The 24227-nt window shown below is 71.0% G+C and carries 27 protein-coding genes; 13 read left to right on the forward strand and 14 right to left on the reverse strand.

Annotation, left to right across the window (positions count from 1 at the left end; genetic code table 11):
- Nucleotides 1–33: 33 nt before the first annotated feature.
- Together P8A20_RS18670 and P8A20_RS18675 are read right to left on the reverse strand one after the other, a co-directional pair.
- Entirely contained in the window at nucleotides 34–2160 is a 2127-nt protein-coding gene (locus tag P8A20_RS18670; RefSeq protein WP_147958664.1) for a flotillin family protein, read from the reverse strand.
- A 102-nt stretch (nucleotides 2161–2262) separates the two neighbouring features.
- The gene (locus P8A20_RS18675; RefSeq protein ID WP_147958665.1) at nucleotides 2263–2901 is read right to left on the reverse strand and encodes a hypothetical protein; all 639 of its coding nucleotides are present in this window, start codon (nucleotides 2899–2901) and stop codon (nucleotides 2263–2265) included.
- Between the two features lie 282 nt (nucleotides 2902–3183).
- On the opposite strand from P8A20_RS18675, the gene P8A20_RS18680 reads away from it, so the two are divergent.
- Nucleotides 3184–4251 carry a PucR family transcriptional regulator gene (locus tag P8A20_RS18680; RefSeq protein ID WP_306103895.1) on the forward strand — a complete coding sequence of 356 codons (1068 nt, stop codon included), beginning with the start codon at nucleotides 3184–3186 and terminating at the stop codon, nucleotides 4249–4251.
- A gap of 50 nt (nucleotides 4252–4301) precedes the next feature.
- On the opposite strand, the gene P8A20_RS18685 is transcribed toward P8A20_RS18680, so the two are convergent.
- Entirely contained in the window at nucleotides 4302–4757 is a 456-nt protein-coding gene (locus P8A20_RS18685) for a tellurite resistance TerB family protein (RefSeq protein WP_147958667.1), read from the reverse strand.
- Between the two features lie 136 nt (nucleotides 4758–4893).
- Between P8A20_RS18685 and P8A20_RS18690 the strand changes: the two genes are divergently transcribed.
- The gene (locus P8A20_RS18690) at nucleotides 4894–5382 is read left to right on the forward strand and encodes a BlaI/MecI/CopY family transcriptional regulator (protein WP_306103896.1); all 489 of its coding nucleotides are present in this window, start codon (nucleotides 4894–4896) and stop codon (nucleotides 5380–5382) included.
- Between the two features lie 11 nt (nucleotides 5383–5393).
- Nucleotides 5394–6356 (forward strand): M56 family metallopeptidase, encoded by a 963-nt coding sequence (locus tag P8A20_RS18695; protein ID WP_306103897.1) that lies wholly within the window; start codon nucleotides 5394–5396, stop codon nucleotides 6354–6356.
- 18 nt (nucleotides 6357–6374) lie between these two features.
- On the opposite strand, the gene P8A20_RS18700 is transcribed toward P8A20_RS18695, so the two are convergent.
- The 6 genes from P8A20_RS18700 to P8A20_RS18725 form a co-directional block, all read right to left on the reverse strand.
- The gene (locus P8A20_RS18700; RefSeq protein ID WP_147958670.1) at nucleotides 6375–7622 is read right to left on the reverse strand and encodes a cation:proton antiporter; all 1248 of its coding nucleotides are present in this window, start codon (nucleotides 7620–7622) and stop codon (nucleotides 6375–6377) included.
- Nucleotides 7623–7624: 2 nt separating this feature from the next.
- Nucleotides 7625–8095, reverse strand: coding sequence for a cation:proton antiporter regulatory subunit (locus P8A20_RS18705; RefSeq protein ID WP_147958671.1), 471 nt, complete (start codon nucleotides 8093–8095; stop codon nucleotides 7625–7627).
- A 167-nt stretch (nucleotides 8096–8262) separates the two neighbouring features.
- The gene (locus P8A20_RS18710; RefSeq protein WP_147958672.1) at nucleotides 8263–8676 is read right to left on the reverse strand and encodes an ATP-binding protein; all 414 of its coding nucleotides are present in this window, start codon (nucleotides 8674–8676) and stop codon (nucleotides 8263–8265) included.
- Between the two features lie 450 nt (nucleotides 8677–9126).
- Complete coding sequence (locus tag P8A20_RS18715) at nucleotides 9127–10560, reverse strand: flotillin family protein (protein WP_306103898.1); 1434 nt, start codon at nucleotides 10558–10560, stop codon at nucleotides 9127–9129.
- 84 nt (nucleotides 10561–10644) lie between these two features.
- Nucleotides 10645–11166 carry an NfeD C-terminal domain-containing protein gene (locus tag P8A20_RS18720; protein ID WP_147958674.1) on the reverse strand — a complete coding sequence of 174 codons (522 nt, stop codon included), beginning with the start codon at nucleotides 11164–11166 and terminating at the stop codon, nucleotides 10645–10647.
- Between the two features lie 106 nt (nucleotides 11167–11272).
- Nucleotides 11273–11758: a peroxiredoxin gene (locus P8A20_RS18725; protein ID WP_147958675.1), complete on the reverse strand. Its 486-nt coding sequence runs from the start codon at nucleotides 11756–11758 to the stop codon at nucleotides 11273–11275.
- Between the two features lie 161 nt (nucleotides 11759–11919).
- On the opposite strand from P8A20_RS18725, the gene P8A20_RS18730 reads away from it, so the two are divergent.
- The 3 genes from P8A20_RS18730 to P8A20_RS18740 all read left to right on the forward strand — a co-directional run bounded on the left by P8A20_RS18730 (nucleotide 11920) and on the right by P8A20_RS18740 (nucleotide 14906).
- Nucleotides 11920–12663 (forward strand): alpha/beta hydrolase, encoded by a 744-nt coding sequence (locus P8A20_RS18730; protein WP_147958676.1) that lies wholly within the window; start codon nucleotides 11920–11922, stop codon nucleotides 12661–12663.
- Nucleotides 12664–12739: 76 nt separating this feature from the next.
- Complete coding sequence (locus tag P8A20_RS18735) at nucleotides 12740–14434, forward strand: SpoIIE family protein phosphatase (RefSeq protein WP_147958677.1); 1695 nt, start codon at nucleotides 12740–12742, stop codon at nucleotides 14432–14434.
- An 82-nt stretch (nucleotides 14435–14516) separates the two neighbouring features.
- Nucleotides 14517–14906 (forward strand): YunG family protein, encoded by a 390-nt coding sequence (locus P8A20_RS18740; RefSeq protein ID WP_306103899.1) that lies wholly within the window; start codon nucleotides 14517–14519, stop codon nucleotides 14904–14906.
- A 25-nt stretch (nucleotides 14907–14931) separates the two neighbouring features.
- Here the strand turns inward: P8A20_RS18740 and P8A20_RS18745 are convergent, their stop codons facing one another.
- Both P8A20_RS18745 and P8A20_RS18750 read right to left on the reverse strand, forming a co-directional pair.
- Nucleotides 14932–15150 (reverse strand): hypothetical protein, encoded by a 219-nt coding sequence (locus tag P8A20_RS18745; protein ID WP_147958679.1) that lies wholly within the window; start codon nucleotides 15148–15150, stop codon nucleotides 14932–14934.
- Nucleotides 15151–15287: 137 nt separating this feature from the next.
- Nucleotides 15288–15872, reverse strand: coding sequence for a hypothetical protein (locus tag P8A20_RS18750; RefSeq protein ID WP_147958680.1), 585 nt, complete (start codon nucleotides 15870–15872; stop codon nucleotides 15288–15290).
- Between the two features lie 333 nt (nucleotides 15873–16205).
- On the opposite strand from P8A20_RS18750, the gene P8A20_RS18755 reads away from it, so the two are divergent.
- The 4 genes from P8A20_RS18755 to P8A20_RS18770 all read left to right on the forward strand — a co-directional run bounded on the left by P8A20_RS18755 (nucleotide 16206) and on the right by P8A20_RS18770 (nucleotide 19336).
- Nucleotides 16206–16550 (forward strand): MerR family transcriptional regulator, encoded by a 345-nt coding sequence (locus P8A20_RS18755; protein ID WP_147958681.1) that lies wholly within the window; start codon nucleotides 16206–16208, stop codon nucleotides 16548–16550.
- A gap of 305 nt (nucleotides 16551–16855) precedes the next feature.
- Nucleotides 16856–17059 carry a cold-shock protein gene (locus P8A20_RS18760; protein WP_014155340.1) on the forward strand — a complete coding sequence of 68 codons (204 nt, stop codon included), beginning with the start codon at nucleotides 16856–16858 and terminating at the stop codon, nucleotides 17057–17059.
- 303 nt (nucleotides 17060–17362) lie between these two features.
- Nucleotides 17363–18931 (forward strand): DEAD/DEAH box helicase, encoded by a 1569-nt coding sequence (locus tag P8A20_RS18765; RefSeq protein WP_147958682.1) that lies wholly within the window; start codon nucleotides 17363–17365, stop codon nucleotides 18929–18931.
- Between the two features lie 204 nt (nucleotides 18932–19135).
- The gene (locus P8A20_RS18770; protein ID WP_147958683.1) at nucleotides 19136–19336 is read left to right on the forward strand and encodes a hypothetical protein; all 201 of its coding nucleotides are present in this window, start codon (nucleotides 19136–19138) and stop codon (nucleotides 19334–19336) included.
- A 60-nt stretch (nucleotides 19337–19396) separates the two neighbouring features.
- Here P8A20_RS18770 and P8A20_RS18775 read toward each other — a convergent pair whose 3' ends face one another.
- On the reverse strand, nucleotides 19397–20305 hold the full coding sequence (locus P8A20_RS18775; RefSeq protein ID WP_306103900.1) for a quinone oxidoreductase family protein: 909 nt from the start codon (nucleotides 20303–20305) through the stop codon (nucleotides 19397–19399).
- 260 nt (nucleotides 20306–20565) lie between these two features.
- Here P8A20_RS18775 and P8A20_RS18780 point away from each other — a divergent pair, with 260 nt between their 5' ends.
- Nucleotides 20566–21330 carry an SDR family NAD(P)-dependent oxidoreductase gene (locus P8A20_RS18780; protein ID WP_147958685.1) on the forward strand — a complete coding sequence of 255 codons (765 nt, stop codon included), beginning with the start codon at nucleotides 20566–20568 and terminating at the stop codon, nucleotides 21328–21330.
- Between the two features lie 21 nt (nucleotides 21331–21351).
- Here the strand turns inward: P8A20_RS18780 and P8A20_RS18785 are convergent, their stop codons facing one another.
- Nucleotides 21352–22068, reverse strand: a complete 717-nt coding sequence (locus P8A20_RS18785) for a ScbA/BarX family gamma-butyrolactone biosynthesis protein (protein WP_306103901.1) — start codon at nucleotides 22066–22068, stop codon at nucleotides 21352–21354.
- 299 nt (nucleotides 22069–22367) lie between these two features.
- Between P8A20_RS18785 and P8A20_RS18790 the strand changes: the two genes are divergently transcribed.
- Together P8A20_RS18790 and P8A20_RS18795 are read left to right on the forward strand one after the other, a co-directional pair.
- Nucleotides 22368–23009 (forward strand): ScbR family autoregulator-binding transcription factor, encoded by a 642-nt coding sequence (locus tag P8A20_RS18790; protein ID WP_147958687.1) that lies wholly within the window; start codon nucleotides 22368–22370, stop codon nucleotides 23007–23009.
- A 94-nt stretch (nucleotides 23010–23103) separates the two neighbouring features.
- On the forward strand, nucleotides 23104–23838 hold the full coding sequence (locus tag P8A20_RS18795; RefSeq protein WP_147958688.1) for a peptidoglycan recognition protein family protein: 735 nt from the start codon (nucleotides 23104–23106) through the stop codon (nucleotides 23836–23838).
- A gap of 16 nt (nucleotides 23839–23854) precedes the next feature.
- On the opposite strand, the gene P8A20_RS18800 is transcribed toward P8A20_RS18795, so the two are convergent.
- On the reverse strand, nucleotides 23855–24220 hold the full coding sequence (locus P8A20_RS18800; protein WP_147958689.1) for a PH domain-containing protein: 366 nt from the start codon (nucleotides 24218–24220) through the stop codon (nucleotides 23855–23857).
- Nucleotides 24221–24227 lie beyond the last annotated feature (7 nt).

A 24227-nucleotide genomic window follows, 5' to 3' on the forward strand; every position in this document is an offset into this window, starting at 1 on the left:
GCGGGTGCCCAGGCCGCCGGGCGGGCCCTGCTCCTACACGGCGGCAGCCCCGTTGTGTGCGGGCGGCGCCGGGGCCGTCCCGTTCGCCGAGGGTGCTCCCGTCAGCGACGAGACGCTCATCCCCGCCAGTCCCAGCTCCTCCGCCGCGGCGAGCAGCTGCTTCACCTGGCCCGAGGCCGCTCCCGGCGCCCCCATCAGACGTGTGAGCAGGGCGGACACCGTCAGGTTCTGCACGTCCCCGGAGGACAGGGACCCCAGGACCCGGGTCAGGTCGTCCGTGAACGTCCCCCGGCCGTCGAGCCAGGGCCCGGCCAGCGCCTGCACGGTCTTCGAGTTGTCCACGAAGCCGTCCACGCTCCGGCCCAGGGAGACCGAGGACACCAGCCGGTCGAAGAAGACGGAGTCGCCCCCGACGATGTCGATGTCCGCGTTCTCCAGTCCCGTCGCCAGCACGGTCGCCTGTGCCTCCGCGACCTGGCGCCGGACCTCGAACTCCGCGAGACGGATCTCCTTCTCCGCGTCCAGCCGCAGCCGGTACTCCTCGTGCTCCCGCGAGGCCTCGTCGAGCGCCGCCATAGCCGCGGCCTTCTCGGTGAGCCCCTCCGCCTCCGCCTTCAGCTTCTCGCCGATCACCGCCGCGTCCGCGGACGCCTGCGCCTGCGTGCCCTCCGCGACCGCCAGGGCCTTCAGACGCGCCCCCTCCGCCTCGGCCCGCAGCCGTGCCTCGGTGGCCTGCGCCTCCGCGAGACCGGCCTTCTCGGTGACCTCGGCCTCGGCCTCACGGACCTGGACCTCCGCGAGCCCGGCCGCCGCGTTCTCGGCCTGGATGCCCTCGGCGAGCCGCAGCTTCGCCTGCGCGTCGAGGTCGGCCGTCTTCAGCCGCGCGTCCGCGAGTGTCAGCTGCTCGGCCGCCAGGTGGACCGCCGCCGCCTCCGCGGCCTCCGCCGCCTTGATGTCCTTGACCAGCTTCTCCTGGGCCTCCGCCTCAGCGGCGATGATCACGGACCTGCGGGTGCGCTCCGACTCCTCGACGGACCGCAGCGTCAGGATCGACTCCTCCTGCTCGGCGACCGTGCGGTCCACCGCGATCCGCTCCCGGATCACGTCCGCGACCTCACGGCGCTCCGCCTCGACCTCCTTCGTCGCGGCGATCCGGTTCAGCTCGGTCTCCCGCTCGCGCCCGATGACCTCCAGCAGCCGGTCCTTCTCGATGCGCTCGTTCTCCACAGCGATGACGCGCTCACGGTTCTTCTGCGCGACGGCGACCTCGCGGGCCTGGTTCTCCCGCTGGACGCCGAGCTGCTCCTCGGTGCGGAGGAACGCGCTCTGCGCACCGAGCCGCTCCTCCTCCTGCACCCGTGCGGTGGCCGACTCCTCGCGGGCACGCAGCGTCTCGACCTCGCGCCGCTGCTTGATCTCGGCCTCGGCCTGCCGGCGCTCCAGCTCCAGGATGGTCTCCCGGGCGTCGACGTCCTGCCGGGTGATCTCCTTCTGCTCGGTGCGCTGGAACTCGTTGGTCCGCACGTGCTCGATCGCCGTCAGTTCGGTGATCTTCCGGATACCCTGCGCGTCCAGGATGTTGGCACCGTCGAGCTGCGCCATCGGCGTCTGCTCGAGGAAGTCGATCGCGGCGTCGTCGAGGTGGTAGCCGTTCAGGTCCGTCCCGATGACCCGGATGATCCGGTCCCGGAACTCCTCACGCTTGGTGTACAGGTCGACGAAGTCGAGCTGCTTGCCCACGGTCTTGAGCGCTTCGGAGAACTTCGCGGCGAAGAACTCCTGGATGGCGATCTTGTCGCTCGCCCGCTCCGTGCCGATGGCCTGCGCGACCTTGATGACGTCCTCGACGGTCTTGTTGACGCGGACGAAGAACGTGATGTGGATGTCGGCGCGGATGTTGTCCTGGCAGATCAGGCCCTCACGCCCGGTCCGGCGGATCTCGATGGTCTTCACCGAGATGTCCATGGTCTCGGCCTTGTGCAGTACCGGCAGGACCACGGCGCCGGTGAAGGTGACGTCGACCTTCTTGGTCTTGGAGATGATCAGCGCCTTCCCCTGCTCGACCTTGCGGAAGAGGCGGGTGATGACGAGGAGCAGAGCGACGGTGATGAGCAGGACAACGGCGACGAGCACGCCGATGCCCCAGGAGATGGCATCCATGACAGTCCTTGACGGCTGGTGGGACGTACGAAGTTGAAGGCGCGCGCCCGTGTGACGGCACGCGGAACCACGGGCCCGGGGCCCGGAGAAGGGGAAGGAGGGTCAGACGGCCTTGCGCGGCAGGGGGTGCGGGGCGAGCGCCGCGTCGTACGGCGAGACCCAGAAGAACTCGCCGTCGGCGTCGTACGCGTAGAGGAGCCCCGTGCTGCCGGAGGTGAGCACCGCACCCGGTGCGGACGGCGCCGGCGGCTGCCGTACCTGCACGATCGCGGTCGAACCGTCGGCTGCCGCGACCTCGGCCTGGCCGAAGTCGGCGCTGACGGATCCCGTGCGGACCGTGCAGACCTGACCCACGAAGTCCTGCAGGGATGGAGGAGGTTCCGCGGGGAAGAACCGGCGGAATCGGTGTACCAGCATGCGGACCACCCCCCAGGCGATCAGAAGTGCCCCCGCCAGGACGGCGAGGTGGAGCAACGCCCGCGCGGTGCCGGTGACTCCGCTGCGGAGCACCAGGACGGAACCGGCCAGGCAGGTGAACCAGGAGAGGACGACGACGAGCGACACCGACACGGAGACCGGCACCCCGCCGAAGCCGGCAGCTTCGGTGTCGAGGTCGGTGTCGAAGGAGTCGGCCCCGGCCGCACCGGCCAGCACCAGCAGCCAGAAGCAGACGACGACCACCAGGGCGGCGCCGAGGACGACGGCCGGAAAGGTGGTGGCCGCGGAAAGAAACTCGGTCATCGGTCCTGCCCCCCGTCCCAACTGCTCCCGTACGCCCCGGGGACGCGGGTGGCAGGGGTGCCGGTGCCGCGACACCGCGAACGGCGCCGCAGCAACCGGTTGCTTCCCCCGTGCTTCCCCCGTACTTCCCCCGTGTGTTGCTGGACCGATCGTGCCAGCCGGGGCGCCCCGGGCGCATTGCCGGAATCCGGCAGCCTTCACCGGTCCCGCCTGCCGGGCACCGGCACCCGCGCCCGCGCGTTGACGGGAGGACAGAGTTGTTCATGTACGGAGGAGTGCGCCGTGGCGGAGCCCGAGATTCCCGAGCGATTCCTGGAGGGGTATGCCGGAATTCTGTCCGAGGTCGCGGACACCGGCCGCCGGCTCACCCGGGACGAACTGGAGACGCGGCGCGCCCTCGGCCGTGAGGCCGCCGAGGCGGGACACCAGCTGCGGGCGCTCGTGCGGCTCCATCTCTCGGAGACCCGCGCCGTCTGGTCGGACGGTGCGGCGCGCTCGTCGTCCACCGATTCCGTGCTGGGCGCCGTGGAACAGGCGGTCGACGCCTTCGCGGAGGGCTTCGAGCGGGCGCAGCGCCTCACCGTGCGGCGCGAGGAGGCGGCACGGCGGGAGTTCATCGACGACCTGCTGTACGGGCGCAGCGACCTGGGCAGACTCGCGGAGCGCGCCACCCGGTTCGGGCTGCGGCTCTCGCGGGCGCACGCCGTCGCGGTTGCGGCGGGACCCGAGGCGTACACCGAGTCGGACGCCGTGCCGCGGAGTGTGGAGGCGGCGCTGCTCGCGCGCTTCAGCGGTCGGAAGATCCTGCTCACGACGAAGGACGGGCGCCTCGTCTGCATAGCCCCCGGCAGTCAGCCGGACGTCCTGAGGTACTTCGCCAAGCAGGCGCACGCCGCGACGGACGGCCACCAGGTCGCGGTCGGCCGCCCGCACCGCGGCCCAGGCGGGGTGGTCCACTCCTACGACGAGGCGCTCGAAGCCCTCGACCTGGCACAGCGGATGCGGCTCGACGACCCCGTCCTGTACGCCGCCGACCTGTTGGTCTACCCGGTGCTGACGAGGGACCGGCAGGCGATGGCCGATCTGGTGCGCAGCGAGCTCGGCCCGCTCAAGGAGGCGCGGGGCGGCGCGGAGTCACTGCTGCGGACGCTGTCCGTGTACTTCGACGCGGGCTGCGTCGCCGCCGAGACGGCCCGCCGGCTGTCGCTCAGCGTGCGCGCGCTGACGTACCGGCTGGAGCGGATACACCAGCTGACCGGATCCGATCCGTCCGACCCGATGCACCGCTACACGCTGCAGACGGCGGTGATCGGCGCCCAGTTGCTCGACTGGCCGGCGAAGGAGCTCTGACCCGGTGCGGGTGCGGCCCGTCGGCGTGGGGCCGCACCCGTGTCACGGTCCTACAGGTCGAACTCGTGCGGCGGCAGGTCCAGTGCGAAGCACGCCTCGCGCACGACGGCCTGCTCCGACTTGTCGAAGTCGCCGTCCGCACCGCCGATCACGATGCCGATCTGGATGACGGCACGCGCCTCGGCGGGCTTCTTCTTCGCCTTGGCGATCTCCTGGAGCACGCTGACCTTGCCGAAGGCGAAGTCCGCGGTCAGCTTGTTCACGTAGTCGTTGAACCGGCGCTGGAGATCGTCCGCGGGGAAGTTCTGCAGCACGTCGTTGGTGGCGATCAGTGTGGCGACGCGCTGCCGCTCGGACGGGTCGATGGAACCGTCGGCGGCGGAGACCAGGGCGCACATGGCCATGCTCGCGTCCCGGAACGCCCCGCTCTTCAGGTCGTTCTTCTTCGCCTCCAGCTGCGTCTGCATCGTCGACGCGGATTCCTTGATCCGATCCCAAAGGGCCATGACGTCTCCATGTGTCGCGTTGCCTGTGATGCGGTGAACGGTCGAACTCTACAGCCGTGTAGAAGCACTAGGGGCGGGACAACGGCCGCACGGCGGCGGACGGGGCGGTAATCGGCCACTCAGTAGGATGCGGCGGATGAACAGGACCACAGGTACGGACGACGGCGGCACCCGGGAGGGACCCCGGCTGCCCAGGCGCGCCCAGGGACAGCTGGAGTCCCAGGTCCTGACCGTGTTGAGCTCGGCGGGCGGCCCGGCGACGGCCGGCTGGGTGCAGGAGCACCTCGACGGCGACCTCGCCTACACCACGGTCATCACGATCCTCTCCCGCCTCTACGCGAAGAAGGCCGTGACCCGCACCCGGCAGGGCCGTTCCTACGTCTGGACCCCGGCCTCCGACGAGGCGGGACTCGCCGCCCTGCGCATGCGCCGCGTCCTGGACGGCGAACGGGACAGGGAGGCCGTCCTCGCCCGGTTCGTCTCCGCGCTGTCCCCGGGCGACGAGGCCAGGCTCCGCGAGCTGCTCTCCCGCGCGGCCGAGGACCCCGACGAAGGCCGGCCCGGCCTCGACCACGGCCCGGACGACCCCGGCGACACCGACGATTCCGCAGCTCCGGAAGGCTGAGAGCCACCACGATGGGCGTCTTCGTCTACCTGCCACTCGTCCTGCCGCTGACCGCACTGCCCATGGCGCGCCTCGCCGAACAGCATCTGCACCCCAGGAGCGCCACCCGCCTGCTGGCCGTCACGGGTTCGACCCTGGCTCTGTGCAGCACGCTGTGTCTGGCCCTGCTCATGGTGGTGGGCACGGCCCAGCTCCCCGGCAATCCGCTGCCCGACGGCTGGTCGGACCCGGAGGTGCGCGCCGCGGTGCCCTACGAGGAGAAGGCGGGCCTGATCGCGATCGGTGTCCTGGGGGCGGTGCTGGCGGCCTGCGGCAGCACCCTGCTGCGGCACACCAGGGCCCGGATCCGCGCCGCCCACGCGCTGCGGCCGACGGCGGGGAGCGGCGACACCGGGGACCTCGCCGTCATCCCGTCCCCCGACCCGTTCGCGTACGCCCTCCCGGGAGGGCGCGGGCGTGGTCACGTCGGACAGGTCGTCGTCTCCACCGCGATGATGGAGTGCCTGGACCCCCACGAACGACGTGCGCTGGTCGCCCATGAACGCGCCCACCTGACCGGCGGCCACCACCGCTATCTGCTGGCGACACAACTGGCGGCGCGGGCCAATCCGTTCCTCCTGCCGCTGCGCACGGCGGTGGCGTACAGCACCGAACGCTGGGCGGACGAGGAAGCGGCCTACGCGGTCGGCAGCCGCCGGGCCGTCGCCACGGCGGTGGGCAAGGCGGCCCTGTTCGCGAACCGTGAGCCGGGGCCCGCCGTCCTCCCCGGCTTCGCGGCGGCGGCCGGCCCCGTGCCGCGCAGAGTGGCGGCGCTGCTCGACCCGGAACCCTCGGCCGGGCTGTGGCCCCCGGCCTCGGCCCACCTGGCCGTGGCGGCGGTGACCGCGACGGTGGGGACGGCTGTCTCGGCGCTGTCGTCGCTCAACGCGACGGTGACGCTCGTCGGCATCCTCCACGCGGCCACCCCGCTCTGACCCTCCGGGAGCGGCTCCTCAGTCGGAGTCGCGCCCGGCGTGCTCCGGCGTCAGGTCGTCGTGCGAGGGCATCGGCCGGTCGTCCACGACGGCCGGCTTCTTCCCCTTGCCCGCCAGCACCGCCTGGAGCTTCGACGCGATCGGCTCCGTCCACCGGGCGGTGAGGGGGCCGACGATCACCAGGATCAGCACGTACGCGGTCGCGATGGGTCCGATCCGCGGTTCCGTCGCCACGGCCAGACCGGCGATGACGATGGAGAACTCCCCGCGCGCGACGAGCGTGCCGCCCGCGCGCCAGCGGCCCCGCGGCCCGATCCCGGCCCGCCGGGACGCGTACCAGCCGGTGCCGATCTTCGTGAAGACCGTGACGATCGCCAGCAGCGCCGCCGGGAGCAGCACCGGCGGGATCTCCGCGGGGTCGGTGGACAGCCCGAAGAACACGAAGAACACGGCGGCGAACAGGTCCCGCAGCGGCGTCAGCAGCTTGCGCGCGCCCTCCGCGACCTCGCCGGAGAGGGCGATGCCCACGAGGAACGCGCCGACGGCCGCGGACACCTGGAGCTGCTGGGCCACCCCGGCCACCAGGACGGTGAGCCCGAGGACGACGAGCAGCAGCATCTCCGGGTTGTCGGAGGACACCGCGCGGCTGATGAGCCGGCCGTGACGCAGCGCCAGGTACAGCACGAAACCGACGGTGCCGAGCGCGATCAGCAGGGCGATGCTGCCGCCCGCCAGACCGACACCGGCCAGCATCGCGGTGAGCAGCGGCAGGTAGACGGCCATGGCCAGGTCCTCGATGACGAGGACACCGAGGATGACGGGCGTCTCGCGGTTACCGAGCCGGCCCATGTCGGTCATGACCTTGGCGATCACCCCGGACGAGGAGATCCAGGTGACCCCGGCGAGCGCGACGGCCCCCACGGGCCCCCACCCGAGCATCAGGCCCGCGATCGCGCCGGGTGTCGCGTTGAGCACGAAGTCGACTGCCCCGGACGGGTATTGCGTCTTGAGGCTGGTGACGAGCTCGGACGCGCTGTACTCCAGCCCGAGCAGGAGCAGCAGGAGGATGACGCCGATCTCCGCCCCGATGGCGGTGAACTCCTCACTGGCGCCGAGCGGCAGCAGACCGCCCTCCCCGAACGCGAGACCGGCCAGCAGGTAGAGGGGGATCGGAGAGAGCCCTATCCGCCCGGCGAACCTGCCGATGATGCCGAGCCCCAGAATGACGGAGCCCAGCTCCACCAGCAGTGCAGTCGTGTCGTGCACGGTCAGCCCTCCGCAATGATCTCGGAGAGCGTGTCGACGCCCTCACGCGTTCCTACAACGACGAGCGTGTCCCCGATGGCCAGCCGGAAGTCCGGACCGGGTGACGGGTGCGCGCTGTGCGTGCGCAGCACGGCCACGATCGAGGCCCCCGTCCGCGTCCGCGCCCGGGTGTCCCCGAGCAGCCGCCCGCCGTACGGGGAACGGGTGCCGAGCGGGATGTGCTCGGTGACCAGATCGATCCCCTCGGTCCGTACGGCGTCGATGGGCGCGGCGTCGATGAGGTGCGCGAGCCCGGTGGCCTCTGTGGTCGTCAGGGGCACGGAGAGCAGGCACGAATCTGGGTCGTCCTTCTGGTAGAACCCCAGGAAACGCCGCCCGTCGTGATGCACGACCACGGAGATGTGCTGGCCGGATTCGGTGGTGTAGTCGTACTGGACGCCGACTCCTGGCAGCGACGTGCGGTGGGTTCCCATGGCTTCCTCCCGGGGAGCGCGTGGCGGCAGGGCGACGCTTTTGATGATCTCTTTAGTCGCCCATTACCCTATCGGGCCGCGCAAACCGCCCATGTGGGTGCTTCCGGCGGCGCCGGGAGGACGCCGTACGGAGGCCGGGACGCTCGCCGTGGGAGCGGGAGGCGGTGCTACCGAGCGAACTGGGCGCGGACCGTCTTGCCGGATCCCGGGCCGGGCGTGACGGTCAGGGCCTGGGTGAGGCGGCGGACCATGTGCCACCCGAAGCCACCGGTGGCGCCGTCCAGGTCCGGGGCCCGCGGGTGCGGGGGAGCCGGGCTGGGGTCGCTGACCGCGGCGGTCACCGTGCCGGGCCCGGCGGAGAGCCGGAGGGTGAACCGGCCGCCGCCGTGGCGCAGCGCGTTCGTGGCCAGTTCGGAGACCACGAGCACGAGGGTGTCGGCCAGAGCCGGGTCCGGCGCCGGGGACAGACGGTCGGTGAACGCGCGGGCGGCCTTGCGGGCCCAGTGGATGCTGTCGGTGCTGTCGCCCTCCACGGTCCGCGTGGAGGGTGTCGAGGTGTCGGGGATCGTCGTCCGTGTCATACGCGTACACCCCACCTGTGATCGGTCGTACCACTCGTTGTCTGAACAGGACGCGTGCCCGCTCGGGCGGTTTCTACTACTCCGGCGCACGTTCCGTTTGAGAATTCGAACAGCAGCGGCAGCAGAAGTGCGTCATCGGGTCGGACAGAAAATCTGTCGTGGTGAAGGTAGACATACGCTGTCTTCCGGATTAGCGTCGTCCTCGTGGTCAAGCGACCGGGGCACCCGGCAGGGATGCCCGCCGGGTGGCAGTACACGCAGGACGGTGCGGTGGTGGAGTTCCGAAGCCATGGTGTTCGCAGGACGGCGACGGGGCTGACGACCGGACCGGGTGGCCCGCACGCTCAGGGGCCGCCATCGGCAGCGCACGGTGAGCAGGTGCTCCACGTGCGGACACAGGAGGCCGGCCCGGAAGGGCCGGCCTCCTGTCCGTGCGACGGGGACGCGTGATCAGTCCTTGATCTCGATCTTCTCGCCGTTGGCCGCCGGGGCGGGGACGGCGGGAGTGGTGCCGCCCGTCCTGGTCTGAAGGTTCTTCAGCAGCGCGCCGAGGTCGACGCCCGTGGTGGAGTTGAGGAGCTCCAGGCCCTGGGCCACGTTGTCGGTCACCGTGCGGGACAACTGGCTGGCACCGTCCGTCGAGATGACCGTCATCTTGTCGATGGCGCTCAGCGGCTCGGAGGCCTTGGCGACGACCTGCGGGAGCACCTCGACCAGCATCTGGAGGACGGCCGCGTCGCCGTACTGCTTGAACGCGTCGGCCTTCTTCTGCATGGCCTCGGCCTCCGCGGCACCCTTCGCGGCGATGGCGGCGGCCTCGGACTCGCCCTCGATGCGCACGGCGTCGGCGAGGGCGGAGCGGTGGAGCTTCTCGCCCTGGCCGGTGAGGCGGGAGCGCTCCGCGTCGGCCTCGGCCTCCTTGACCTGGGCGATACGACGGGCCTCCGCCTCCTGCTCGGCCTGGTAGCGGGCGGCGTCCGCGGGCTTGCGGACCTTGGTGTCGAGCTCGCGGTCGGTCAGGGCCGCCTGGCGCTCGGCGACCTTCTCCTGCTCGGTGAGGACTTCCTGCTGACGGGCCGCCTCGGCGAGGGGGCCGGCCGCGTTGGCCTTGGCGGCGGCGGCTTCGGTCTCCGCCTTGATCTCGGCCTGCTTGAGGTAGAACGTCCGCTCGGCGATGGCGATCTCCTCGGCCGCCTTCAGCCGTGCCTGCTCGGACGCGCGCCGGGCGATGGCCTCGGCGATGTCGGCCTCCTGCTTGGCGCGGGCGGCCTCGGGCCGGCCGAGGTCCTCGAGGTAGGAGCCCTCGGTGGTGATGTCCTGGATCTGGAAGGCGTCCAGGATGAGGCCCTGGCCGGAGAGGCTGGCCTCGGCCTCCTCGGCGACCTGCCCGGCGAACGCGGCCCGGTCGCGGATGATGTCCTCGACGGACATGCGGCCGACGATGGCGCGCAGGGCCCCGGACAGCACTTCCTGGGTGAAGCCGACGATGCCGTTCTGCTGCTGAAGGAATCGCTGTGCCGCCGCGCGGATCGCGTCCTCGCTGCCGCCGACCTTGACGATCGCGACGCCTTCGAGGTTGGACTTCACGCCGCGCAGGGTGACCGCGCCGCGTACGGCGACGGGGATGTGCCGGCTGGAGAGGTCCAGGGTGAACTTCTGCTGGACGAACGGCACGACGAAGACGCCGCCCCCGACGACGACCTTCTGCCCGCTGTTGTCGATGCTGGTGCGGCCGGTCACCGGGTCGGTGGACTTCTTGCCGCGGCGGCCCGTGATGATGAAGGCCTGACTGGGCCCCGCGACCTTGTAGCGCGTGATCACGGCGAGCGCCAGGAGCACGACAAGTACGACGATTCCGATGACGGCGATCACTACTGGACTCATGAGTGGTGTCCCCCTTGCCCTCCCGACGGGACGGCGGTGTGTGCGGCTGTACGGCTCTCGGACAGACGTGAGGCTCGGTGGTGCTCAGCGTTCGACGGGGCGGACCGTGACCGAGGTGGTCGAGAGGGTGGCCTCCACCCAGATCTCGGCGCCGCGCTCGACCGGGACGGCGCTCTTCGCGGCGTACTTCACGGTCTGGCCCGCGAGTCGCAGCAGCACCTCGCCGTAGCCGTCGGCCGGGATCGGCGTGACGACGGAGCCCGAGGTGCCGACGAGGTCGTCGCCGCGCGGGGTGGCGGTGGTCTGATCCCTCATCAGGGCCTGGCTGAACTTCCAGGTCAGCCAGGCCGCGACGACGCCCGCCGCGGCACCGGCCGTGACGGCCACCGGCGTTCCGACGCCCGTGGTGCCGAGGACGATCGCACCGCCGAAGCCGAGCATGGAGAGGAAACCGGCGATGACGGGCAGGGACAGCAGACCGTCGAAGAAACCGTTCAGCAGACCGCCCAGGGCGTCACCGAGGAGGCCTTCGAGGATTCCGTCGAAGATCAGCGAGAGGACGAGGAGAACGACTCCCGCAATGCCGAGACCGAGAAGGACGGTCATGTGATCACTCCCCCGGTGTTCGGAAATCCCCCGAAATGTTTCCGTCGAACTGGCTGAATGGTCCCATACGGTGCCCGCCAGGGGTACTGCCGGAGTCCGGCAGTCTTTACGCCGTCCTGATGCCGGAAAGCTGCTCGGCGAGCGTGTCGAGCGACTGGAACGTGGCCCCGAGCAGGGCGACGTGCTTCCACCGCAGCACACCGTCGGGTCCGATCAGGAAGACGGAGCGGCGCACCCCGATACCGGGCGCCGTGACCCCGTAGGCCCGGGCGGTCTCCCGTCCCGTGTCGGCCAGCAACGGCATGCGCAGGCCGTGACCGCGGGCGAAGGACTCATGGCTGTCCACACCCTGTGGACTGATTCCCCAGACCTCGGCGTCGAGCCCCTCGAAGGTCTCCAGGCCCGAGGAGTAGGAGCAGAGCTGCTTGGTGCAGACCGCCGTGTTGTCACCGGGGTAGAAGGCGAGGACGACGGCCCGGCCGCGTGCGGCGGAGAGCGTGTGGTCACGACGCTCGAAGGTGTCGCCGGTGAGTACGCCTCCGGGAAGGGTGAAGTCCGGTGCGGGGCTGCCGATCTGAGGTCCTGACGCCATGTCGTGGCTCCTTGGGTCGCGTACGGGAGGGCCTTCGTGCTTCGTACAGTGAACGGCACTTTCCACACATCGACGCGTTCGACCCATCCGTACGCCGTCCGGCACCGAATATGGAACAGAGCGCGGGCGCCGGAGCCCGGCGCCTCGATCTGGAGGTACGTGTGGCCGAACGAACGCCGTCGGCAGCGGTGCTCATCCTCCACGGCGGCTACGAGACCGGCATCGAGGCGCCGGCCCCCGGCGCCCTGAACCTCCCCGGCCTGCGCATGCTGCCCGTCTCGCGCGTCGTGGCCCGCGCGGTGCGCGGGGACTCCGGTGTGCGCGTGCAGCGGGTCCGCTACACGCACCGCGGCTGGAACGGATCCCGCGAGGACCCGCTGCACGACGCCCTGCGGGTGCTCGACGCCCTGCGGCGCGAGGCGGGGGACATCCCGGTGGTCCTCCTCGGCCACTCCATGGGGGCCCGCGCCGCCCTCCACGCCGCGGGGCACCCGCTGGTCCGCGCGGTGGTCGGACTCGCGCCGTGGTGCCCGCCCGGCGATCCGGTGACGCAGCTGGCGGGGCGCGACGTCGTCCTGCTGCACAGCACCCGGGACCGGGTGACGAGCCCTCTGGCGTCCCAGTCCCTCACGGCCAGGGCGCGCCGCGCGGGCGCCCGCACCTGTCTGGTGACGATCCCCGGCAGTGACCACGCGATGATCCGAAGGGCCCCGGCCTGGCACCACCTGGCGGGACTGCTGGTCACGGGACTGCTGGGGATGACCCCGGTGCCCAGCCGGGTGGCGGCGGCCTTCGGGCTGCCGCCCGGTGCGGCGGCCTCGGAGGGCACCCTGTCCCTGGACGGGCTCGACACCGACGGGCAGCGCCCGCGGAGATGCGGGGCGGTGCGCGGCGGCAGAGGATGAGGGTCCGGACGCCGGCCCGGCCCGTGCGTGCCGACCTCTCCGCACCCGCCGGGTACGCATCCCTCTGGAGGCTCCGTTGCAGGCCGAAGAGCACGCCGACCGGCCGCTCCCCGACGTGCGGGCGCTGGACGCGCTCGTCGGCGGGAGCCCGGCAGGAGTGGCCGTGTTCGACGAGGATCTGCGCTACGTGTATGTGAACCCGGCACTCGAACGGCTCAACGGCGTGCCGGCGGCGGCGCACCTGGGCCGGACCATCGCAGAGGTGCTGCCGGACGTCGACGTCCGGCTGGACGTCCTGCGCCGGGTGCTGGCCGACGGACGGCCCCGCGAACTCACCACGAGCGGGCAGACCTGGGTGGACTCCGCGGTGAAGCGGCGTTACTGGCGCGGCGCCTGCCACCGGCTCCAGGAGGGAGGCCGGGTGAGCGGGCTGATGGTGATCGCCCAGGAGATCACCGCCACACAGAACGAGCGGGAGGAACTGCTGCGGGCCAGGAGCTACCTGACGCTCCTGGACAACGCGGCCGTCAGCATCGGTACGACGCTCGACGTGAGGACGACCTGTCAGGAACTCGCTGATTTCGTGGTGCCCTTGATGGCCGACGTCGCCGTGGTGGAGATGATCCCCCGGGACGTCGGCCACACTCGGCGTGAACCACCGGCCGGGGTCCTCCGGCTTCGGCGGGCCGGAGTGGCCACCGTCCCTGAACTCGCCGATGCAATCGCGCAGTTCGGTGGCCCGGGTGCGGACATCGACTACCAGGACGACGCGGCCGTACCGCGCTGCCTGGCCGCCGACGGGCCGGTGGTCGAGAACCTCTACGGGGACGAGCGGCTCAGCCGCGCCGCACCCAGCCCCGAACGGGTCGAGGCCTACCGGGCCATCGGGCTGCACTCGGCGGTCGCCGTACCGCTCACCGCGAGAGGGCGGCCGCTGGGTGTGCTCAGTCTGCTGCGGGCCGGCGACTCCCCTCCCTTCACCGAAGGGCTGGACGTCGTCGTCGCCCGGACGCTCGCGGGCCGCGCCGCGGTCGACATCGACCACGCGTACCGCTACACCCACGAGCACCGCATCGCCGGTGAGCTCCAGCGGTCCCTGCTCTCCGAGCCCCGGGGGCCGAATCCGGGCATCGAGATCGCTTCGCTCTATCTGCCCGCAGGGGCGGGGGCGTTGGTGGGCGGCGACTGGTTCGACGCCATCCCGCTGCAGGGCGGACGCCATCTGAAGGTGATGGGCGACGTGATGGGCCACGGGGTGGAGGCCGCGGTCGCCATGAGCAACTACCGCTCGATGCTGCGCATCATGGCCGAGGACGACCAGCCGCCGCACCGCATTCTCGAACGGCTCGACAAGGCGGTGGAGCAGTCGGGGCTCGATCGGGCGGCGACCTGTCTGGTCGCGGTCGTGGACCGGCGTGAGGGGGTCTGCGAGGTGGCCAGCGCGGGTCATCCGCCCCCGGTGCTCATCGACCCGGGAGCGTCCCGGGCGCGGGTGGCGCCGCTGGTGGCGGGGCCACCGCTGGGCACGGGCTTCGGCGGGTACCGGACGACCGTGGTGCCGTGCGGTCCCGGGACGGTGCTGTTCATGTACACGGACGGACTGGTGGAACGCCGGGGCGAGGACATCGACGTGTCGATCGAACGGCTGACCCGGCTCACCCTGCCCGCCGGCGGGCGGCTCGAGGACCTGCTGGACGAGGTCGTGGACCGGTTCGCGGACACGGCCGAGGATGACATCGCGGTACTCGTCTCGCGGAGCCGGGGCTACTGAACGCCCTTTCCGTACAAGGGTTTCACGGGTCAAGGAGACTTCGCCCTGGGCGTTGTCGGTGGCCGGTGCGAGGATCTCCCGCATGGGACCTCTGCTCCTCACCGACATCGAAGCCGCCGTCCGCGACAGCTGGGGCGCCGACACCACCACGCCCGTGCACCGGCCGGACTGGGACCCGGGGAATCCGGCCCGTGACCAGTGCGGCGTCACCGCCCTCGTCGTCAACGACCTGCTGGGCGGTGAGCTGATCCGGGGCGAGGTGCGGGTCGACGGCGAGTGCGTCGACTTCCACTGGTGGAACCGCCTGGGCGCGGGTTTGGAGATCGACCTGACCCGGGAGCAGTTCGCCCCGCACGAGATCGTGACCGACGGCGTGGCCGTGGAAAGGCAGGCGGAGATCGTACGGCTCCGCGAGGAGTACGAGCTGCTGAGTGCCCGGGTGCTGGAGAGGCTGCGGGAGCGGGTGCGGTGACCGCGCCGGCCGGCCGCGTCGCCGGTCAGCGCGCCGGCTGCCGGGAGCGCCCGCGCAGCCGGCGCAGGACGAGCAGCGCGGAGGTGATCAGGGGCAGGAGCCCCGCCACGGTGTTCGCGGCGGTCAGCTTGTCCTGGGTTCCCCGGGCCCTGCGCAGCTGCTTGACGGTGCGGACGACGGCGATCGTGCTGCTGCCGAGGCTCATGAGCAGGCCGACCTTGGAGTTCGCGGCTTTCCTGGGCATCCGTGTCCCTCCGGTTGCATCGCTGCGCGGCCCCTTCCTCCACGTAACGGGCTCCGGGGCGGGTCCGCAATCGGGGCCGCCCGGCTCGTCGGGGTGAAGGGTGTCGCGCAGGTGCCGGGGCTGTCCGGCCGCGTGGGTCAGGCGAAGAGGAAACCGGCGGCCGTCGCCGCGCCGGCCGCGGCTCCCGCGACCGTCTGGCCCACCGAGTGGTAGCGCAGTACCACCCGTGACCAGCACACGGCGAGGGCCGCCGCGCCCGCGCACAGCCACCACGGAGAGTGCGCGACGCTGAGGAGGGCGACCACGGCCGACGCGACCGCGGAGTCGACCGAGATCTTCCAGAACGCGTTGACCGCCAGGAGCACGGTCGTCATGACCCACAGGGAGACCATCGCGATCAGGATGCCGAGGGGGGCGTCGCCCAGGATCATGATCAGCGCGCCGGTGCCGAGCGAGCCCAGGATCACCAGGAAGATGGGCGCCCGCTGGGTCCGGTCCACGACGTGACGGTCGCCCCAGGTGCCGCGACCGCGCTCCCACTCGATGTAGCCGGCGGGGACCAGGCCGGCGCAGAGGGCGCCGAGGAAGCCCCAGGGGAGCCCGGTCCAGTCACCGGCCGAGGCCAGTCCGATGGCGAGCATGCCGAAGAGCAGCACATTGCGGGGCTGCAGGACGTCCGTGACCGCGCGGGCCACCGTCGTGGTCGTTCCGGTGCCGCTCATGCCGTGTGTGCTCCAGTCCGCGCGTGCCGCGCGACGTCGCCGGCCGCGCGTCGATGTAGCCCTTCACGACGGGGGATGCGTGAAGGGCTACCCGTGCAGTATGACCGTTCGCCGGTCCGCCGACAACTGACCGGTCGGTCAGCCTCGTTGAGGTGCCCACCTGGCTACGGAGCGCTCCGGGCGGGCGTCGCACCGCACATGTCCTCGCGCGGGCGGTGGTGGGGACGGCGGAAACCTGTTCCAGCGGCAATAGACATGACCTATCGGTACGCCTAGGGTTTCTTGTGCAGCCAGGTCATATCGGTGGCCCGGTGCGCAGCAGAAGAGGTGCAGATGCCCCCGGAATCCCCGTCGCGTTCCACGGACCGTCTCGACGACGACGACTACCCCGCGTACACCATGGGGCGGGCCGCGGAGATGATCGGTGCGACGCCAGGCTTCCTCAGGGCCATCGGCGAGGCCCGCCTGATCACGCCGCTGCGTTCCGAGGGCGGCCACCGCCGCTACTCGCGCTACCAGCTGCGTATCGCCGCGCGGGCCCGTGAGCTGGTGGACTCCGGCACACCGATCGAGGCGGCCTGCCGCATCGTCATCCTGGAGGACCAGCTCGAGGAGGCCCTGCGCCTCAACGAGGAACTGCGCCGGCCTGCGGCCGACCGGACCGGCCCCGATTCCTGAGCGGCCCGCGGGCGCATATCTGTTTCGGCGGGCACAGAAATACGCGTAATGAGCGGTGAGAGTTTATGCCGTTCCTGATGGAGCGGTGGCACAGTGATATGACCTACAGCTCACTTGTGACCGAATCGTGCTACTGTTGATCTCAGTTGCAGTTGTGGTTCCCAAAACTTCAAGTGCACTCGTCGGTTTCACTCCGGCGGGGGCGCTTTTGTATTTCCGGTCTCTTCCGGACGGGGCAATCATTTGCGGCGACGTAGGGCCCGCACGGTGTGGGCCCACGAGCAACGCCCCGAAGGAGATTTGACATGGCTACCGGTACCGTGAAGTGGTTCAACTCGGAAAAGGGCTTCGGCTTCATCGAGCAGGAGGGTGGCGGCGCTGACGTCTTCGCCCACTACTCGAACATCGCCGCCCAGGGCTTCCGCGAGCTGCAGGAAGGCCAGAAGGTGAACTTCGACGTCACGCAGGGCCAGAAGGGCCCGCAGGCGGAGAACATCACCCCCGCCTGATCCTCAGGTCGTACGACGCAGCTGGGGCCCGCACCTTGGGGTGCGGGCCCCAGCTCGTTGTGTTTTTCCCGGCCGTGCCGGGGCCGGTGCACCTCGCAGGTTAATTCCTGATGTGTGCGGGTCACGCGCCCGGCGGTCATATGCAGTCATGATGGAGTGCCGAATTCGGATTGTTAATCCGATGGGCAGACTTCGTTCTTCGTTATTTCACCGGCTCGTTCTTGCGATTCTTGGCGCCGTACATGGCTGCAGCCGCCCGGAAAGAATCCCTCGATACGTGCCATTCGAGGGAAGGGTTCCCAGTTGAACCGCGATCGCACCGCTCGCACGAATGACCGATTTTCTCGGACCCGCTCCGGCGGGTCCGCCGGCAGCCGCACCGCCAACGGATTCCGCTCCGCGGGGTCCGGCCGGCAGGGCGCCCCGGGTTCGCAGGGGCGCTCCGGCGGCCCGAAGCGCTCCGGTGGCTACGGCCGCCGCTCCTCCGCCGTCACGGGTGAGTTCGCGCTGCCGGTGACCATCACCCCCGCCCTCCCCGCCGCCGAGGCCTTCGCGGACCTCGACATGCCGGAGCCGCTGCTGGCGGCGCTGGCCGCCGAGGGCGTGTCCGTGCCGTTCCCGATCCAGGCGGCCACCCTGCCGAACTCGCTCGCCGGACGGGACGTCCTGGGCCGCGGCCGCACCGGATCGGGCAAGACGCTCGCCTTCGGTCTGGCCCTGCTGGCCCGGACCGCGGGCAACCGCGCCGACGCGCGCCGCCCGCTGGCCCTGGTCCTCGTGCCCACCCGGGAACTGGCCCAGCAGGTCACCGACGCGCTCACCCCGTACGCCCGCTCCCTCAGGCTCAGGCTCGCCACGGTCGTCGGCGGCATGTCGATCGGCCGCCAGGCCAGCGCGCTGCGCGGGGGCGCCGAAGTGGTGGTCGCCACCCCGGGCCGGCTCAAGGACCTCATCGAGCGCGGCGACTGCAAGCTCGACCGGGTCGCCATCACCGTCCTCGACGAGGCCGACCAGATGGCCGACATGGGCTTCATGCCCCAGGTCACCGAGCTGCTGGACCAGGTCAACCCCGAGGGCCAGCGGATGCTGTTCTCGGCCACCCTGGACCGCAACGTCGACCTGCTGGTCCGCCGTTACCTGCACGACCCGGTCGTCCACTCGGTGGACCCCGCCGCCGGTGCGGTGACGACGATGGAGCACCACGTGCTCTACGTCCAGGGCGCGGACAAGTACGCGACGACGACCGAGATCGCCGCCCGCGACGGCCGGGTGATCATGTTCCTGGACACCAAGCACGCCGTGGACAAGCTCACCGACCACCTGCTGAGCAGCGGCGTGCGGGCGGCCGCTCTGCACGGCGGCAAGTCGCAGCCGCAGCGCACCCGCACCCTCGACCGGTTCAAGACCGGCCATGTCACGGTGCTGGTCGCCACGAACGTCGCGGCCCGCGGCATCCACGTCGACAACCTCGACCTGGTCGTCAACGTCGACCCGCCCAGCGACCACAAGGACTACCTGCACCGCGGCGGGCGCACCGCGCGTGCCGGGGAGTCCGGCAGTGTCGTCACGCTCGTGCTGCCCAACCAGCGCCGCGACATGACCCGGCTGATGGCCGACGCGGGAATCACGCCGCAGGTCGCCCAGGTCCGTTCCGGTGAGGCCGAACTGAACCGCATCACTGGGGCCCAGGCGCCGTCCGGGGTGCCCGTGACCATCAGCTCGCCGGTGGCGGAGCGCGGCAAGGGCAACGGCTCCCGTCCCCGTGGCCGGCGCGGCGCGCGTCCCGGGCAGGGGCGGCGTTCCAACGCCGGCACCCCGACGCCGGAGGCACGTGCCGCAGCGGCTCAGCGCCGGACCAACAAGGCCGCGTAGCCACCCGGCCCGTCCTTCCCCGCACGCACCCGCACCCCCGAGGCCTCCTGGTCCGGGGGTGCGGTGTGTGCGAGGGGGAGGATGCCGGGAATGTCTGTAACAGTTCCCCGGCGGTGACTCGTGTCCGCGTCCGTGCCCGTCCGCCTGCCGAGAAGATCGTTCCGGTGCCGCACGGACGGCGGCGGGCGAGGGGAGCGGGACGAGATGAAGAGCAAGCTGACCGTGCTGGGGGTGGCCGTTCTGGCGTCCGTGCTCCCGGCGGGGGCGGCCCAGGCGGACGAGACCCACACCGGCTCGCACAACGGGCCGCAGGTGGCGCTGATCGCGACGGGCCAGATCGACGACCCCCTGGAGGACGTCCTGGAGCACGCCACGGTGCTCGGCACGACGTACGTCATCGGCTGAGAGGACGGCCGGGACCCGGGCGGGGCCGGGGGCCAAGCCGCCCGATCCCGCTCCGCCCGTTCAGGGAGTGAGGATCAGCTTCCCGGTGGTCCGGCGCGCGAGCAGGTCCTCGTGGGCCTGCCGGGCGTCGGCGAGCGGGTAGCTGCCGCCGGTCACGGGCGCGAGGCGGCCCTCGGCGACCAGGGCGAAGAGCTCCTTCAGGGGCCCGGAGACCGCGTCGGGAGCGGCGAGGGTGGGACGCAGCCAGAATCCGACGACGGAGGCGTTGAGGCGGCCGAGCCGGGCCGGATCGACGGCGGTGAAGCCGGCGCGGGCGGAGTTGCCGTACGTGACCAGCCGGCCGAAGGACGCCAGTGAGTCCAGAGCCTGGTCGAAGAGCTCCCCGCCGACGGCGTCCAGGACGACGTCCGCCTTCTCCGCGAGGGGATAGGTGATCACCGCGTCCGCGCCGAGTTCCAGGGCGAGCCGCTCCTTGGCCGGGCCGGTGGCCTGAGCGAGCACCCGGCCCGCCCCGAACTCCCTGGCCAGCTGGACGGCGAGGCTGCCGACGCCGCCCGCCGCGGAGTGCACGACGACGCTCTCACCGCGACGCAGCCGGGCCGCAGACCGCAGCAGGTGCCAGGCGGTCAGCCCCTGCACCATGAGGGCGAGTGCGTGGGCCGCCTCCAGGTCCTCGGGGATCTCCAGGACGGCGGACTCCTTGGCGGTGACCTGCTCCGCGTATCCGTGCGAGACCCGTGCCAGCACCCGCCTCCCGTCCGGTGTGCGGCCCACGACCTCGCTGCCCGGTACGTGCGGGAGGGCGTCGGCGCCGAGATAGGAGCCGTCCGTCTGATGGGTGTCGGCGAAGTTCACCCCGGCGGCCTCGACGGTGAGGAGCAGCTCTCCGGGGCCGGGCACGGGGGAGGCCAGTTCCACGGGGCGGAGTACTTCGGGACCACCGAAGTGGTCGAACTGGATAGCGAGCATGCCGCACGGTACCGCGGGGCGCTCGCGGGGCCCTGGGTTCTGTGGCTCTGCATCCTCTTTTGTCAGAAGTGAAGCCGAAAACAGCATAAACGGTCTGTTTTTTCGTCGCTCCGGGTCGATGTCCACGAGGCGCGGAACGGACAGCCGCTGCCGTAACGGCCACCGTCCCGCACGCACCGCATCCGGGGCGGATCCCGGCAGGACCGCGCGGTACGTGATCGGCCGTGGCCACGGCCGGGGCGCCCTGCCAGACTGCCGCCATGAGCGATCTTCTCCACGACAGAGTCGTCCTGATCACCGGGGCGAGCAGCGGTATCGGTGCGTCGGCGGCCCGGGTGTTCTCGCAGGAAGGCGCGACGGTCGTCCTGGCCGCGCGCCGGGAGGACCGACTGGCTTCGCTGGTGACGGAGTTGAAGGACAAGGGGGCCCAGGCCTCCTATGTCGTCTGTGACGTCACGGTCCCGCAGGACGCCGCGCGGGCCGTGGACTTCACGGTCGACACCTACGGCCGGCTGGACTCCGCCTTCAACAACGCGGGGCTGGGGGGTGACCGGACTCCCCTTCACCTCATGGGCGATGACGTCTACGACGCGGTCATGGACACCAACGTGCGCGGCGTCTGGAACTGCCTCCGCCACGAGATAGCGGCCATGCTGCAGAACCCCCGAGGCTGCTCCATCGTGAACAACAGCAGTGTGGGCGGGCTGGTGGCCATACCGGCGGCCGCGCCCTACATAGCGGCGAAGCACGCCGTCGTGGGCCTCACCAGGGCCGCCGCGGACGAGTACGCGAAGCAGGGCATCAGGGTCAACGCCGTTGCGCCGGGAACGACGCGCAGCGAGATCACGGCGGACTGGTTCGGGCGCAACCCGGGCCTGGAGGAGATGGTCAACAGCATGACGCCGCAGGGGCGTACGGCGGAGCCCGAGGAGATCGCGAACGCGGCCGCCTGGCTGCTCAGCGACCGCTGCCCGTTCCTCACGGGCACGGTCATGCCGGTGGACGGCGGGTTCGTCAACCAGTAGCGCGCCCGGCCCCGGCCGTCGTCAGCCGCAGGGTCCGCTCAGCCGGCTCCGGAAAACCGTTTCCCCGTCCTGTGTCGCCGTGACCAGGACGGAGGTCTCCCCGGGGGCGGCGGGCAGGACCTCCGCCTCGATCCAGCAGGGGCGGTCGAACTCGGCGTAGCGCTCGAACGCGCTGGTGACGGTGGTCGCCTCGAAGTCCGCCGGGTGCACTGTGGCGTTCGCGGCCTGATGTGCCGCTTCCATGAGGGCGAGCCCCGGGACGTGGTCCACAGGGTGGTCGTAGAGCACCGCGTTGTCCACGTCGTTGCGTAACTGCCAGTGCCGGGGGTGGTCACCGGCCGACAGGACCACGTCGACGGGCCTGCTCCGGCCGACGGTGCGGGGTTCGACCGGAGCGGGCAACGGCCACGCGTTCCAGTCGACGTCGAAGTGCTCGCCGCGAAGCCGGCGGTACACGCGCGTGGAGAGCCAGCCGAATTCGGAATCCGCGCGGGCCACCATGCTGCCGTCCCGGAGGATGCGGAAGTCCATGTCCAGCGAACTGACCCTGTTCCCCCGCACCTTGGCATTCTTGACGGTGACCTCGACAGTAAGGTCGCAGGGCGCGTCGGCGGGTACTGCGAAGCCGGGCGCGACCGTGAAGTCGAAGTAGCTCAGCACGGTGTGATCGGAAAGGGGTGCGCCGTACGCCGCGTGCGCGATGGTCAGACCGCTCTGCCGGACGGTCTGTGTGAGCATCCGCATGTCGTAGGCCGAACCGGCAGCGGGGCCGGCCACCTCGCGGAGAGCGAGAACTCGCCATCTTCCTCGCGCTGCCAGGACGTGAGGAGAACCATGTCGGAACGTCCCAGGTGGACGTACTCCTTGTGGATGCCGTTCCGTCCCTCGGCCGCGGAGAGCGGGGGGCACGGAACAGCGGGTATGTCGGGCACGGCCCTCCCGGACATGGCGCAAAATAGTTGTTACGGCGCTGATATGATACCGGCTCACCGGTACTTTTTGAAGTAGCGTCATGCACGTTCAAAGGGGAGCGCGAGTTGGCACGACAGCAACGGGCGATCCGCACGCGCCGGATCTTTCTGCAAGCCGCCGCCGAGGTCTTCGACGAGCACGGCTACGACGCAGCCACCATCGCCGCGATCCTCGACCGGGCAGGGCTCACGCGGGGTTCCCTCTACTTCCACTTCACGTCGAAGGAAGAGCTGGCCCGCGGTGTCCTCCAGGAGGCTGTGACCTCGGACGGGGTCACTCCGCAGACCTTCAAGCTGCAGGAGTGGATCGACATGGCGCTCCTGCTCGCCTACCGGCTGCCCAGGGAGCCCCTGCTCAGCGCCTCGATCCGGCTGTCCGTCGACCCACGGGCGCGCAGCCTCTTCGGTACCCGCTGGCCGGACTGGATCGCCATCGGGACGGAGATGCTGACCGAGGCCAAGGAGCGCGGTGAGCTCCTTCCGCACGTCGATCCGGAGGCCACGTCCCGGCTGGTCGTCGGGGCGTGGACCGGGGTTCAGCTGGTGACCGAGTCCATGGCCGAGCCGCCGGACCTGGTCGCCGAGATATCGGCGCTCTTCGAGCTCATCCTCCCCAACAACGCGGTCCCCGGGGTGCTGGCCCGGCTCGACACGTCCCCGCACCGTGCGGCACGGATCATGGAGCAGCAGGCGGTCGCCGCTTCCTGACCGCTCGGAGGGTGATGTGCGGCGCGCTGCCACATGTCACCCGATCGGGTGCCGGGTGCCTGCGACGTGGCTGGTCAGCACGCATGGTGGCCCTATGTGGCTTCGCCGAACAGTCGTGTGCGCCATGGTCGTGCCGCTCGCCTTCCTGGTGTTCCGGGACGCGCCGGTACGGCTTGTCGGGCCCGACCGCGCCGCCGCGAAGCCGGCGGAGCCGGCCGCGGCCCCCAGGCCCGCGATCGTCAGCCGGGCGCAGTGGCACGCGGACGAGAGCATGGTGAAGGAGGACGCGGTGTACACGGGGACGGTCAAGGCCGTCTTCGTCCACCACACCGGCCACACCAACCGGTACGACTGCGCCGATGCCCCCAGGATGCTCCGGGCGATGGAGGAGATGCACGTCCGGGGCGAGGGCTGGGACGACATCGGCTACAACTTCGTCGTCGACCGCTGCGGCACCGTCTACGAGGGCCGGGCGGGCGGTGTCGCCCGCTCCGTGCGCGGGGCCCACACCACCGGGTTCAACGCGCACAGCGTGGGGATCGCGGCCCTGGGCACCTTCGACCCCGGCGTTCCGGTGCCGAAGGCACTCATCGAGGGCATCGCGAAGGTGGGCGCGTGGAAGCTGGACCGGAGCGTCGACCCCCGGGGCTTCGTGCGGATGGTCTCGACGAACGACGAGAGCCTGTACGAGCGCGGCGAGGTCGTGTACCTCCATGCCGTCGCCGGTCATCGCGACACCTTCCAGACGTACTGCCCCGGAGAGGCCCTCTACGCGCAACTCCCGGCGATCCGGAACGAGATGGCCCGGTTGCGGGACCGGAAGCGCTGAGGCCCCGCGCGGTCGTCTACCCCGCGACGTACTGGGTGAGGACGGCCTGCACCTCGTAGATGTCGACCCCCTTGGTGAACGTCTTCTGGATCGGGGTGGCGGAGCCGGAGACCCAGATCTTCAGCTCGGCGTCCAGGTCGAAGGTCCCCGCCGTCTCCACCGCGAAGTGCGTGATGCTCCGGTAGGGCACGGAGTGGTACTCCACCTTCTTGCCGGTGATCCCCTGCTTGTCGATGAGGACGAGCCTGCGGTCGGTGAAGAGGATCGTGTCGCGGATCAGCAGGTACGCGGCGTGCACCTGCTCGCCCTGCCCCAGAAGGCGCGCGTAGTCGCGTTGTGCCGCGGCCGGATCGACGGTGTGAGCGTTGCCGAACAGTGCCATGGAAGTC

It is taken from the genome of Streptomyces sp. Alt3 (genome assembly GCF_030719215.1).
Lineage (GTDB): Bacteria > Actinomycetota > Actinomycetes > Streptomycetales > Streptomycetaceae > Streptomyces > Streptomyces glycanivorans.